This window comes from Bradyrhizobium sp. CAR08 (genome assembly GCF_052871955.1).
Map to the genome: position 1 here is coordinate 166841 of NZ_JBIXJX010000012.1, position 13014 is coordinate 179854.

General features: G+C 63.6%; 14 protein-coding genes. 7 read left to right on the forward strand and 7 right to left on the reverse strand.

The genetic code is table 11. From position 1 onward, the window contains the following. The first annotated feature begins 49 nt into the window (after positions 1-49). From ACIPUD_RS24875 to ACIPUD_RS24895, 5 genes are read left to right on the forward strand one after another with little or no spacing between them, the layout of a single operon-like run. Positions 50-661, forward strand: a complete 612-nt coding sequence (locus ACIPUD_RS24875; RefSeq protein WP_446481740.1) for a DUF1285 domain-containing protein — start codon at positions 50-52, stop codon at positions 659-661. Beyond that, on the forward strand, positions 658-1329 hold the full coding sequence (locus tag ACIPUD_RS24880) for a CoA pyrophosphatase (protein WP_027568565.1): 672 nt from the start codon (positions 658-660) through the stop codon (positions 1327-1329). Before ACIPUD_RS24875 ends, ACIPUD_RS24880 begins: the two co-directional genes overlap by 4 nt. Next, positions 1326-1589 (forward strand): DUF6111 family protein, encoded by a 264-nt coding sequence (locus ACIPUD_RS24885; RefSeq protein WP_446481741.1) that lies wholly within the window; start codon positions 1326-1328, stop codon positions 1587-1589. Before ACIPUD_RS24880 ends, ACIPUD_RS24885 begins: the two co-directional genes overlap by 4 nt. Before the next feature lie 9 nt (positions 1590-1598). Further along, positions 1599-2855, forward strand: a complete 1257-nt coding sequence (locus ACIPUD_RS24890) for a CCA tRNA nucleotidyltransferase (protein ID WP_085352647.1) — start codon at positions 1599-1601, stop codon at positions 2853-2855. Further along, a complete protein-coding gene (locus ACIPUD_RS24895) occupies positions 2852-3619 on the forward strand; it encodes a sulfite exporter TauE/SafE family protein (protein ID WP_085352646.1) in 768 nt (255 codons plus the stop codon). Before ACIPUD_RS24890 ends, ACIPUD_RS24895 begins: the two co-directional genes overlap by 4 nt. A gap of 50 nt (positions 3620-3669) precedes the next feature. Here ACIPUD_RS24895 and ACIPUD_RS24900 read toward each other — a convergent pair whose 3' ends face one another. Next, complete coding sequence (locus ACIPUD_RS24900; RefSeq protein ID WP_240543334.1) at positions 3670-4089, reverse strand: nuclear transport factor 2 family protein; 420 nt, start codon at positions 4087-4089, stop codon at positions 3670-3672. 41 nt (positions 4090-4130) lie between these two features. On the opposite strand from ACIPUD_RS24900, the gene ACIPUD_RS24905 reads away from it, so the two are divergent. After that, a complete protein-coding gene (locus ACIPUD_RS24905; RefSeq protein ID WP_446481742.1) occupies positions 4131-7880 on the forward strand; it encodes a LuxR C-terminal-related transcriptional regulator in 3750 nt (1249 codons plus the stop codon). A gap of 99 nt (positions 7881-7979) precedes the next feature. Here ACIPUD_RS24905 and ACIPUD_RS24910 read toward each other — a convergent pair whose 3' ends face one another. Then, entirely contained in the window at positions 7980-8195 is a 216-nt protein-coding gene (locus tag ACIPUD_RS24910; protein WP_018454947.1) for a hypothetical protein, read from the reverse strand. A 390-nt stretch (positions 8196-8585) separates the two neighbouring features. On the opposite strand from ACIPUD_RS24910, the gene ACIPUD_RS24915 reads away from it, so the two are divergent. Then, positions 8586-9659 (forward strand): TauD/TfdA family dioxygenase, encoded by a 1074-nt coding sequence (locus tag ACIPUD_RS24915; RefSeq protein WP_446481743.1) that lies wholly within the window; start codon positions 8586-8588, stop codon positions 9657-9659. Between the two features lie 112 nt (positions 9660-9771). Here ACIPUD_RS24915 and ACIPUD_RS24920 read toward each other — a convergent pair whose 3' ends face one another. The 5 genes from ACIPUD_RS24920 to queE form a co-directional block, all read right to left on the reverse strand. Continuing rightward, positions 9772-9978: a YodC family protein gene (locus tag ACIPUD_RS24920; RefSeq protein WP_018454945.1), complete on the reverse strand. Its 207-nt coding sequence runs from the start codon at positions 9976-9978 to the stop codon at positions 9772-9774. A 371-nt stretch (positions 9979-10349) separates the two neighbouring features. Continuing rightward, positions 10350-11102, reverse strand: coding sequence for an HAD family hydrolase (locus ACIPUD_RS24925; RefSeq protein WP_085352642.1), 753 nt, complete (start codon positions 11100-11102; stop codon positions 10350-10352). Further along, on the reverse strand, positions 11093-11992 hold the full coding sequence (gene hemF, locus ACIPUD_RS24930) for an oxygen-dependent coproporphyrinogen oxidase (protein WP_204513834.1): 900 nt from the start codon (positions 11990-11992) through the stop codon (positions 11093-11095). Before hemF ends, ACIPUD_RS24925 begins: the two co-directional genes overlap by 10 nt. Before the next feature lie 4 nt (positions 11993-11996). Then, positions 11997-12362, reverse strand: coding sequence for a 6-pyruvoyl trahydropterin synthase family protein (locus ACIPUD_RS24935; RefSeq protein WP_085352700.1), 366 nt, complete (start codon positions 12360-12362; stop codon positions 11997-11999). Between the two features lie 17 nt (positions 12363-12379). Continuing rightward, on the reverse strand, positions 12380-13012 hold the full coding sequence (gene queE / locus ACIPUD_RS24940; protein ID WP_085352640.1) for a 7-carboxy-7-deazaguanine synthase: 633 nt from the start codon (positions 13010-13012) through the stop codon (positions 12380-12382). Positions 13013-13014 lie beyond the last annotated feature (2 nt).

Consider the following 13014-nt stretch of genomic DNA (forward strand, 5'->3'; position numbering starts at 1 on the left):
AATCGTGCCAAATGACCGATCGTGCCAAATGACAAAGTCAGGGCAAACCATGGCGAACCAAGGGCAGAGCGCCGATCGCGGTCTTGAGGGGCTGACTGCCGCTGCCAAAACTGCTGCCGATGCCGAAGGCGCCAAAAAGGGCCTGCCTCCGGTGCATTTGTGGAATCCGCCGTTTTGCGGCGATCTCGACATTCGAATCGCGTCAGATGGTACTTGGTTCTATTTGGGGACGCCAATCGGCCGTCATGCCTTGGTTCGCCTGTTCTCGACCATCCTCAAGCGCGAAGGCGACAAGCATTTCCTCGTCACGCCGGTGGAGAAGGTCGGCATTCGCGTCGACGACGCGCCGTTCATGGCGGTCGAGATGCTGAAGGACGGCGAGGCCAACCATCGCGTGCTCCGCTTCCGCACCAATGTCGACGACTGGGTCACCTGCGACGCGGCGCACCGGCTGCGCTTCGAGCAGGCCAAGGACGGCGGGCTGACGCCCTATCTGCATATCCGCGCCGAGCTCTGGGCCAAGGTTACCCGCGCGCTCTATTACGATTTGGTTGACATGGGTGAGGAGCGGATGGTCGATGGCCAGCCGATGTTCGGTGTCGAGTCGGCCGGCGAGTTCTTCGCCATGGCCGATGCGGAGCAGGTGAGGGCCGCGCTTTGAACAAGCCTATCTCCAGGAACGATCCCGCCGTGATCGGTGCGGCGGATTTCTTCGCCCGCTCCGCCGCGCGGCTCGGCTTCGACGTTCCGCCCGGCCTCTACGATCCCAACATCATTCCGGCCTCGGGCGATCCCGGCACCGACAAGATGCTCGAGATCATCGCGCGCGAGCAGCCGGTGCGGCCGGCGGCGGTCTTGATCGCGGTGGTCGATCATCCCGAGCCGACCATTCTGCTGACGCAGCGTTCGGCGCATCTGAACGACCATGCCGGCCAGATCGCCTTCCCCGGCGGCAAGATCGACGCGACCGACCGCTCGCCGCTCGATGCGGCGCTGCGCGAGGCCGAGGAGGAGGTCGGGCTGTCGCGCGACTTCGTCGAGCCGATCGGCTATCTCGATCTCTACGGCACCGGCTTCGGCTTCCGCATCCTGCCGACGGTGGCCAGGGTGCGCCCGGGTTTTGAGCTGACGATCAACCATTCCGAGGTTGATGATGCGTTCGAAGTGCCGCTATCCTTCCTGATGAACCCGGCCAACCACCAGGTGCACAGCAAGGAATTCCGCGGCATGGAGCGGTCCTACTACGCGATGCCGTTTGCCGAACGCTACATCTGGGGCGCGACGGCCGGCATGCTGCGCGTGCTTTACGAACGGATCTATTCATCATGATCCGGCCGATCCTGACCGAGATCGGAATCTTCCTCGTTCCCTTTGCCGTCTATGCGCTGTTCCTGGCCGCCACGCGTTCCGGCCTGTTCGTGCAATCGTCCTGGCCGATCACCATCGTCGCGCGTCTCACGCTGGCGGCGCTCGTGCTGGTGATCGCCGGGCTGATCGGCTTTGCGCATTTCTCCGGCGCCGCACCGGATTCGACCTATGTCCCCGCCCATGTCGAGAACGGCAAGCTCGTGCCGGGCGTGGAAAGATAGGGCCGGCCGATGAGCGCGGTGCCCATGCTCGCCGATGCGCCCTGGCTGATTTCGGGCGGCACCGCGCGCGTCCTGCAATTGCTCAATGCGGATGGCGAGGAGGCGCGGGTTGTCGGCGGCGCCGTGCGCAACGCGCTGCTCGGCCTCGTCCCCGGCGACATCGACATCGCGACCACGGCGCTCCCGCACGAGGTGATGCGGCGCGCCAAAGCTGCCGGCATCAAGGCTGTGCCGACCGGCATCGACCACGGCACCGTCACCCTCGTCATCGACGGGCAACCTTACGAAGTCACGACGTTGCGCGAGGATACCGAGACCTTCGGCCGCAAGGCCAAGGTCGCGTTCGGCCGCGACTGGGTGAAGGACGCCGAGCGCCGCGACTTCACGATGAACGGGCTCTCGGTCGATGCCGACGGCGTCGTCCACGATTACGTCGGAGGCATCGCGGATGCGGCCGCGCGGCGCGTGCGCTTCATCGGTGATCCCGACCAGCGCATCGCCGAGGATTTCCTGCGCATCCTGCGCTTCTTCCGCATCCACGCCGCCTTCGGCGCCGGCGATCCCGACCGCGACGGCTATCTCGCCTGCATCCGGGGACGCGCCGGCCTCGCGAGCCTCTCGGCCGAGCGGCTGCGCATGGAGACGCTGAAGCTTCTGGTCGCTCCCGGCGCGTCCGCCGCCGCGCTTGCGATGGCCGATGGCGGATTGCTGCAGGCGCTGACCGGCGGCGTGGTCTACACCGGACCGCTCGCGGCGATGATCGTGATCGAGCGCGAGCTCGGCCTCACCGCAAGCAGCACGCGGCGCCTCGCCGCGCTGGCGATCGCGGTGACTGAAGACGCCAAGCGCGTCGCCACGCGCCTGAGGCTCTCCAATGCGGAAACCAAGGCGCTGGATTCGATGGGGCACCGCTGGTGGCGCTTGGCCACCAAGGACGAAGCCGATGCGCGGCGGCTGCTCTACCGGCTCGGTGCGGATCGCTATCACGATCGCGTGTTGCTGGGCTGGGCGAGAGCCGGCGGTGACGTCGGCTCGTCGCGATGGCGTGCGCTCGCCGAGCTGCCGCAGCGCTGGACTGCGCCGAAATTTCCGCTTCGCGCCGCCGACTTCATCGCGCGCGGCATGGCGGAAGGACCCTCGCTCGGACATGTGTTGACGCTCGCGGAGGACGCTTGGCTTGCGGCGGATTTTCCCCTAGAGGAAGCCGCACTCGCTTCCATCGCCGATCAAGCTGCGGCACGCGTCAGCCGCGATGAGAGAACGTGACCATCGTCTCAGGCTTCGCCGACATCTCGATCTTTCAGCTCCTGCTGGTCGCGTTGATGGCGTTGTTTGCTTCGATTATCGGTGGTCTCGCCGGCTACGGCACCGGCGCCTTGATGCCGCTGGTGCTGGTGCCTCTCGTCGGCGCCGAACCGGTGGTGCCGATCATCGCGATCTCCGCGATCTTCACCAATTCCAGCCGCGCGCTCGCCTATCTCCGCTATGCCGATCGCCGCCGCGCGCTGATCGTGCTGGCCTGTGCGGCACTGACGACAGCGCTTGGTGCCTACGGCTACACACGGCTGACCAATGCGGGCGCGGCGCTGGTGATCGGCTCCATGCTGATCCTGAGCGTGCCGCTGCGCCGTGTGCTCCGCCGCCGCCAGGTCAAGATCGGCGACACTGGGCTTGCGGCCGGCTCGGTCGGCTATGGCGTGCTGGTCGGCGGCACCTCCGGCTCCGGCGTGATCCTGCTGTCGCTGCTGATGGCCGCGGGCCTGGAAGGCGCGGCCGTGATCGCGACCGATGCCATGATCTCGCTCGGCACCGGCCTCATCAAGATCTCGGTGTTCGGCCTCGCCGGCGCCGTGACCGCACAGGTGCTCGCCTTTGCGCTGCTGATCGGAGCAATCGCAATCCCCGGCGCGTTCCTGGCAAAAGCCTTCGTCGAGCGGATGCCGGTGCACATCCACACCGCGATCCTCGACGTCGCGGTGATCACCGGCGGCGTAGTGATGATCTCGGCTGCGGCGAGGCAGCTCATCTAATCAATCGGATGTGGCGCTGTCCCGCTGCCAGTTTGGTTCACGCCGCGGGTCTAGTGTGAGGGACTGCAGTCCAGTTCCTTGATCCTGCCGGCGGCGTCAAATGCCAAAAGTGCACTCATGACGCCAGCACTGGTGAGGTACGAGATAATGGTGCCGTCGTTGCGCCAGGGATTGAGATCATCCAACGTGCCTGCCGGATATTTCCGGAGGTGATCGACCCAATAGGCACGAAGTGCTTCGCGGCCGGTGATGGTTTGGCTGCCGGCGCAGCCGCAGTGGACCACGGCGTCCTCGGCATGAAGTTCCAAAATCGCTTCGATATCGCCCGCGCGATAGGCATCAAGCCAGTCGACCGCAACGGCCATCGGGTCAAAGGACATATTTTTCACTCGCATCGCGTCCAAATCTGGGTCAGGCTCTGGAACCGCCAGGCCTTTTTTGATTTTAATATCCCACCCGGGCACGGCCATATGGCGAACGACATAGGGGACCGGGCCGAGGGCCAAAGTCGATGTTGGACACGTCCGCCAGGCAGGGGATACTCAAGCCCATCCGGCTCGTGATCGTCGATCCACAGCCGATCGTTCTGCAGGGACTGAGGTCGGTCCTCGGGACGCAGCCGGACTTCGACGTTGTCGCATCGTCCAGCGATCGGACAAGCTGCCTCGAAGCAATTCGGAAGCTGACACCTGACGTCGCGCTTCTTGCCGACAAGGTGCCGGATCTGACGGTCTCCGAGATCCTCGCGATTGTGAAGGCGGAGAAGCTCTCCACGCGCCTGGTGTTCTTCACCGAGTCCGATACCGACCACGATCTGACTTCAGCCATCGCAGCCGGCGCCTGCAGCGCAATTTCGAAGTATGCCTCTCCCGCCACGATGCTGCGATCGCTGCGGCTGATGACGAAGAGCGGCGTGGCACTGGAGAAGTCCGATCTCTCCGCACCCGGCAAGGAGGCGGACGGCGATAGCAAAGTCGAAGGGATGCTGGAGCTGTTGACGCAACGGGAACGTCAAATCGCACGACTCGTGGCGGAAGGAATGTCGAACAAGGAGATCGCGCGTCAGCTCAACGTTTCCGACGGGACGGTCAAGGTCCACTTGTACAATATTTTCCAGAAGCTTGAGATCACCAACAGAACTGTGCTCGCGACCATCGCATTGCTGCAACGGCCCTCCGGTCTGGCCGCGCTCTCCCTGGCATTTCTGGCGCTCGCAATTGCGGACGAACTCAAGGCGTCGGAAGCGAACGACATCTTCCCGGATGAGAACGGCGTCGGCCACGTGGACGAGCACGCGGGGTACGAGCCCTGGAAAAAAGGGATTCTCCGGCACCTCGTCGTCTGGGAATCCGGCGAGCCGCCCACGCAGGCCCAGAGAGACTTGTTCGCCAAGGCCGCCCAAATCACCAACCCGGCGGCGGCAATGGAAGCGCTACGCGCGGCCGAGCAATCCGGGGGCGCGAAAGCGTGGACGCACCACGCTCCTGCTGGATCGGGCGCGCCCGATCTTCCCGTGCCCTTACTGCGAGGAGCAAACGACATACAGGTCGGAGTTGACCCGGCCCCGGAACATCAATTCCCGCGGCTTCTTTCCAATGCGATGTCGATGCATGGAGGGTATGGCAACTTTGCTATTCTCACCGGTGCGTTGATCTACGCACTGGAGGATCCCCATCTCGCCGCCCACGCGCATGACCTTCGTCAAGCGTCGATCGACAGCATCCTGGCCGTCACTGAAGAGAGTGCGACCACAAAACTGGCCGCGATCACCCATGCTGCCGCCAATCATGCCGACAATTCAGCCCCGGGTTTCCTTTCGCACGATGTCCGCCTGTCTTTCGCCGCTGTGACCACTGGAAACGGCAACCTCGCTGAAGGCGCTCTGGGCGAAAAGGGCCCGGGCGATGCGGGTGACAATCTCCATAAATTTGTTGGCGCGGACCCTGGTCACGATGCCGGTGTCGGCGGGGGCGGCGACGTTGAAAAAATTGTTTATCGCTCCCCGATTGACTCCGAGTCTAACCAGTTCAAGTCGACCTCTTCCGACGCCGTGTTCGATTTCGCATCTGGGCCGGGCAGGATCAATCTTGCGGCTTTCGGAGCGCTTGCCTGGCTGCACATGACGGCGGCAACCAAGTCTATACCGCCACATACACTCGCCTGGGTCTACGACTCCGCAAGCAACGAGACGATCGTCTATGTGAATGCGACCGATCATATCCTTGATATCGGCGATCGCGGCCTGCTGGAAATCCATCTCGAGGGGATTGTGGCCGTTGCGGAGGCGGATGTCGGCTCCGAGCCAGATGGCGCGGCTGTTGCGACCACCTTGGAGCAGCTCGAAGCCGCGCTGATACCGGCGATCGCAACCGATGAGGCCGCTCTGACGAAGGATCATGTCCAAACCAGTATCGAGGGGAGCGAGAGCACCCTCGGGACGGCTGGAGCCTGGGCCCTTCTGGCCAACAACGGCTCGGGTTTCCATTTCGGGCAGGCCCGGACCGGCTTGGGAACGTCGACGAGGCTCAGAAGCTCCAGCGACGCGTCGGCGGATGCAACGGAAGAGAGCGATGGTGCGTCTGCCGCGTCGGCTCACGCATCATCCATCGAGCTTGCTCATAGCGCGACGGCCCCGGCAGCGGCAAATGTCGCATCGAACAATGGTCCGACCAACGCGGGCAACGGCGTTTCGCCGACGGGGCCCAACGAGATCGGCCAACCCAGCGTCGTAACCGCCGACAGCGCGGGGCACGGCAACTCGCAGCACGCTTCGGACCCATCGACTGAAGCTGGCTCCAAACCGGGCAACGGCGTCGGCCATGACGCCGAGCATCACGATAAGGCCTCGGACGCTCCAGGAGGGTCAGCGAAGAACGCAGAACCAGACGGCGCGGAACACGGCAAAGCCGGGCACTCAAATGCTGCAAAAGCACCGGACGCAGCCGAGACCGATCCGGACGTCGCAACGGCCGCCGACGCGGGTCACGGCAACTCGAAGCACGCTTCGGAGCCGGGGTCTGCAAAGGCGGCAGCCGACGAATCGACTGAAGCTGGCTCCAAAGCGGGCCACGGCGTCGGCAATGGCGCCGAGCATCACGCTTCGGCTTCGGAAGCTCCGGGAGGGCCAGCGAAGAAGGCCGACCCAGGCGGCGCCGAACACGGCAAATCCGGGCACTCCGCCGCCCCAAACGCACCAGACGCAGGCGAGATCGATCCGGGCGCCGCGATAGCCGCCGGTGCAGGCCACGGCAACCCGCAGCACGCATCGGAGCCAGGATCTGCAAAGGCGGCAAGCACGGGGTCGACGGAAGATGGGGGCAAACCCGGCAACGGCGTCGGCAATGGCGCCGAGCATCACACTAAGGACCCGGAGGCTCAGGGAGGGGCAGCGCAGAAGGCAGAACCAGACGGCGCGGAACACGGCAAATCCGGGCACTCAACCGCTGCAAACGCACCAGACGCAACCGAGATCGATCCGGGCGCCGCAACGGCCGCCAGCACGGGTCACGGCAATGCGCAGCACGCTTCAGAACCAGAATCTTCGAAGGCGGCAGCCAGCGAATCGACTGGAGCTGGCTCCAAAGCGGGCAACGCCGCCGACCGTGGTGGCGAGCATCACGCTTCGGCTTCCGAAGGCGCGCAAACACCAGCGACAACGGCAGAACCAGACGGCGCGGAACACGGAAAATCCGGGCACTCAGCCGCTGCAAGCCCGCTGGACGGAGCAGCGATCGATCCGGCCGCCGCAACGCCCGCCAGCGCGGGCCACGGCAACTCGCAACGCGCTTCGGAGCCAGGATCTGCAAAGGCGGCAAGCACGGAATCGACGGAACATGGAGGCAAACCGGGCAACGGCGCCGGCGATGGCGCCGAGCATCCCTCTTCGGCTTCGCAGGCTGCGGGGACCGTGAAGACAGCAGAACCAGCCACCGTGGACCACGGTAACTCGCAGCACGCTGCGCAATCTGCAGCAATCGCCGACGACGCACACGCGGCCAAGGCTGCGTTCGAAACCGGCGGCGCAGACCAGGGACCGGTATTCCGGTTCGATAGCGGCGTAGCTCCTTCTGCTTTCGTCGAGATAGTCGGACTGAAAGAGTTCAATCATCCGCTGGATGCGCACGTTCCGCCCGGTCAGGAAGAAGGCCTCGGGTTCAACGTCAAGCTCGTCCCTCATGCACTGAACGGACACGCGGACGATCACGGCACCAACAGCCCGCACCAAGCGATTCTACCTGCGCATCATGATTTGCTGATCTGAACCGCTGCATCGTCATTGACCGAAAATGGCAACTGTCACCGTAGCCACGGCTCAGGAACGCGACGCCTTTGGCGGATCAGCCTGATGGGGAGCAGTTGTTCAGGGTTGCAGCCGTGAGAGCAGACGTTGCCGATCCTGATCGCGACCTCGCTGCTCCATGCGCATCCGTTCAAGTTCGCCTTCGGCTTTGGTTGTGTCCTCGTTCTGGCGCTTCATTTCGATGATCAGCGCCTCCTGCTCGGCGAGCCGGCGTTCTCCTTCGACGACGTCGCGCTCGATCTGCCTCAGCTCATCGTATATCGCCGTCGTGTACATCGCGATCCTCGCGCGGCCGTGCTGCGAAGCACGCCGCAGAGTAGGTTTCGCTTCGTGCAGGGCCTTTATCGGGCGCGCGGTGCGGCTATGACCACAGCGCGACGCGTATGGCTTTTAACTCAGCCAGCTTCGCGAACGTTCCGGCTGATGCCATTTTTTCCCGGGCTTTGATCGATCGCACGAGAGGCCATGTTGTTAACCGATCCCCTTGGCGGAAGCGGATCGCCAACTGCCCGGAACGGATCTCGTCAAGCGAGCGCACCCGTTGTCGGCGACAGTGCACTCGGCCCAGGGCTGCGCCTCAGCCAAGTTGCAAACAAGCGGTCGGCACAATATCGTCGATCGTCCGCGCCGATGTCTGACGTTCAATCTCCCTCAGGAACCAACCCTATGAATGTGGTCTCACTGCCCAGCGGGATCCATCGCCCTCCAGGGAAGGTCGATATCCCATCCGCCTGGGAGGGGGCTGAGATGAAAGCCAATCCTGATCGATGGTTGATATCGCTTGCTGCCGGCGAAATCGCCGAACTCGAGGGCGTGGCTGAAACATATCTTGGCAGAAACAAAAAAATCGCCGAGATCACGAAGGAAAGCTTTCCGCTTCCCCATCTCGGCGCGCACCTGGAAGATCTCAAGAAGAAGCTCCTGGTAGGCATTGGCTTCGAAGTGATCCGCGGCCTCCCGGTGGCAAAATACAGTCAGGAGTTTGCCGCTACGATCTTTTCCGGAGTGGGCGCCCATCTTGGATCGGCGCGGTCTCAGAATGCAGCGGGCCACATTCTCGGTCACGTCCGTGACACCGGCGCCGATGCTAAGGATCCGAACACCCGAATTTATCAAACCTCGGAACGGCAAACATTCCACACGGATTCGTCCGACGTGGTTGGATTGTTATGCATTCGCGAGGCGAGGGAGGGAGGGGATTCTCTCCTTGTCAGTACGACGACAATCTACAACGAGATGTTTGACAGACGTCCCGACCTTGCCGCTCTCTTGTTTGATCCGATCGCGACGGACCGACGAGGCGAGGTGCCGGAGAACGAAAAGCCATATCTTGAAATCCCGGTGCTGAATTGGCATGCGGGGTTCCTGACCGGGTTTTATCAGCGCCAATATATCGATAGTGCGCAGCGCTTTCCCGATGCGCCGAGACTGACGCCGGCTCACGTCGAGGCGCTCGATCTTTTTGACGCGCTCGCAAATGATCCCGCGCTGCATTTCGGCATGCGGCTTCAGCCGGGCGACATGCAGTTCGTTGACAATCATGCCTTGCTGCATGACCGGACCGGATTCCGCGATTGGCCCGATGCAGGCCAGAAGCGTCATTTATTGCGCCTTTGGCTCAGCATGGAAGGCGACCGGCCGTTGCCCGATTGCTTCAAGCAGCGCTATGGCTCGATCGAGATCGGTAACCGTGGCGGCATCATCACCAAAGGGACCAGTTTGAACGTTCCGTTGGATTGACGTTCGAGCATCCAGCGATGTCCGCTCTCGTGCCGATATGGACAGAGGAGCGGACACCAAGTTGGGCGGAGCCGAGCACCCCGACCTAATGAGGACGCGGCCTCAGCCGCGCTTACTCCTCGTCTTCGTCGTCTTCATCCTCGTCTTCGTCGTCGAGCTCTTCCAGGTGCTCGAGCACCGCAAGCGGGAGCGTCTCGCGAAACAGATCGCCCTCCGCGCCCATCCAGAGACAGATCACGTCGTCGCCCTTCACGTCCGCGACGGTGAGCGGCTGCCCGCCGGATTTCAGCATGACGATATCGCCGGCTTTTAGTTCCATGGATGGTCCTTTCGGGTTGATTGACGGCGAAGCTAGCAAACCGGCATGACATGCCGATCACGGGCTACTCGGTCAGTGGATGTGTTGCGGTAGCGCGCATCCGCCGGCCAGACTGCTGAAACGTCGATCAGAGAGCTTTAGGCCGGAGCGATCCCATCACGAGAGGCAATGGTGCCTGTTCGATGGATGGCACAAGGGCTCTTCCGTCCCGTGCGTCGCGACCATGACACCATGCGCCTGTTTTGCCCGACGGCGCAAATGATTTCGTCAGATCCGCAGTTTGCGCTTGCCGCAAGTCTTTGATTTTGCTGCGGCCGTCTACTGTGCATGGGGTTGTTTTCGACGTTTTTGTTTGCGCACCCCGATTGCAGTCAGTCCGGCACCAGTTCTGTCAGCGAGCGGATGATGCGGTCGGGCTTGACGATCGTGCCTTCGGGCAGGCCGTCGCCATGCACGTCGATCCAGATCGCATAGATGCCGAGACGCTGCGGCGTCACGACTTCCCATTCCAGATTGTCGCCGATCATCCATGTGTCCTTGGCGGTGACGCCGAGCGCCTCCATCGCGTGCAGATAGGCACGCTCCTCGGGCTTGCCGAAACCGTGCTCGCCCTCGATCTGGATGTGGTGGAAGCGGTGCGCCAGCTCGAAGCGTTCGACCTTGGCGCGCTGGGTGTCCGCGGCGCCGTTGGTCACCAATGCGAGCTTGATGCCGAGCGCCTTGAGCCTGTCGATAGCGTCATGCGCGCCGGGGAAGACGAACATCTCCTCCTCGCGATAGGCGGTGAAGCGGTCGGCCAGGCGAATGGCGAGGTCGTCGGGCAGGGCGCGATGACCGGCGGCCGCGAGCGCGGTGAAACCGCCCTTGACGGTGAGATGCCGGGCCTCGGCGAGCTTCATCCGCCAGGAAGCGTCCGCATTCGCCCAGAAATTCTTCGCGAAGGCCAGGACGGTGCTCGCGACCAGTTGCGGCGGCAGCGGCGCGAGTTCCTCGGCGAACTCCGCTGTGATCGTGTTCCAGGCGATCTCGGGCCGCGCATAGGCCGACAGGATGGTGTCGTCCATGTCGATCAGCATGGCGCGCGGCAGCGGTCTCATCGCGGGCTTCATCGTCGTCATGGCCATTTCACCACCGGTGGCAGCGACGACAGGATCGAATCCACATTGCCGCCGGTCTTGAGACCGAAGATGGTGCCGCGGTCGTAGAGCAGGTTGAACTCGACATAGCGGCCGCGCCGGATCAATTGCTCCTCGCGATCCTCCGCGGTCCAGCTTGTCGCGAAATTGCGCCGCACGATGTCGGGATAGACCTTCAGGAAGGCGCGGCCGACATCCCGGGTGAAGGCGAGGTCGGCGTCCCAGTCGCCGCTGTCGTGCCAGTCGTAGAAGATGCCGCCGATGCCGCGCGCCTCTTTGCGGTGCGGCAGGTGGAAATACTCGTCGCACCACTTCTTGTACTTGTCGTAATCGGCGATGCCGTTCGGCTGCGTGCAGGCCTGTTTCATTGCGGCGTGGAAGGCGATGCTATCGGCATCGTCCTGCGTGCGCCGGCGGTCGAGCACCGGCGTAAGATCGGCGCCGCCGCCGAACCAGGCTTTGGTGGTGACGACGAAGCGCGTGTTCATGTGCACCGCCGGCACGTGCGGATTGCGCAGATGCGCAATCAGCGAGATGCCGGAGGCCCAGAACTTCGGGTCGTCCGCCGCGCCCGGAATTTGCGCGCGAAACTCTGGCGCGAATTCGCCGTGCACGGTGGAGCAATGCACGCCGACCTTCTCGAACAGGCGGCCTGACATCATCGACATCACGCCGCCGCCGCCGGCCGCGCCGGTATGATCGGTGCGCTGCCAGGGTGTGCGTTTGAAGCGGCCGGCCTCACCGGGATAAAGGCTCTCGGGGGCATCGTCCTCCAGCCGCTCGAAGCTCGCGCAGATGTCGTCGCGCAAGGCTTCGAACCAGGCGCGTGCGCGCGTCTTGCGGTCTTCGATCGAGCTCGGGTCCAATGTGGATGTCATTCCGTCAGCCCTGCGGACCGTAATAGGTGCAGCTCTCGTTGCAACTGTCGCGATGGATGCTGACGCGGGTGAGCTTGCCGATAGGGGCCAGCCGCTCCCAGACGAAGCGCGAGAGGTTTTCCAGCGTCGGTGTGCCCAGCGCCTCGATCTTGTTGAGGTACTTGTGATCAAGCGTCATCCGCACATCATCGATGGCTCGCTGGACCAGGCCGAGATCGACCACCATGCCGGTTTTGGGATCGGGCGTGCCGCGCAGCGTCACCTCGGCGCGGAAGGAGTGGCCGTGGATCTCTTCGCTGGCCGCGCCGAACGTCGTTCCCGACAATGAGTGCGCCGCCTCGAAGCGAAACGATTTCGTCAATTCCCACATCTGTTCGAAAACCAATCCTATCTGATACCGAGCGACTTATGCGTCTGCACGCTGAGCCGCCATTGCGGATGATTGAGGCAATAGTCGATGGCGCCCGCGGTGTTTTGGGCGACCTCGGGCCCGTCCATCGGCTGCAACGAGAAGCGCTCGAAGGCGAGATCCGCGAAGGCCTCCGGCATGGCGAGCGGTTGTGGATAGACCAGCTTCAGCTCGTGGCCGCGCCGGATCACCAGATCGCTGCCGCCCTTTGGGCTGACGCAGATCCAGTCGAGCCCCTCGGGCGGGGCGATGGTGCCGTTGGTCTCGACGCCGATCTCGAAGCCGCGGGCATGGAGCGCGTCGACCAGCGCGGTATCGACCTGGAGCAGCGGCTCGCCGCCGGTGAGCACCACATAGCGGTTGTCGGTGGAGGCTGTCCATTGCGCGGCGATGGTGTCTGCGAGTTCCGCGGCCGAGCCATAGCGACCGCCGAGGGTGCCGTTGGTGCCGACGAAATCGGTGTCGCAGAATTTGCAAGTGGCCTCCTGACGGTCGGCCTCGCGCCCGCTCCAGAGGTTGCAGCCGGCAAAACGGCAAAACACGGACGCGCGCCCGGCATGGGCGCCTTCGCCTTGCAAGGTCAGGAAGATTTCCTTGACCGCGTAACTCAACC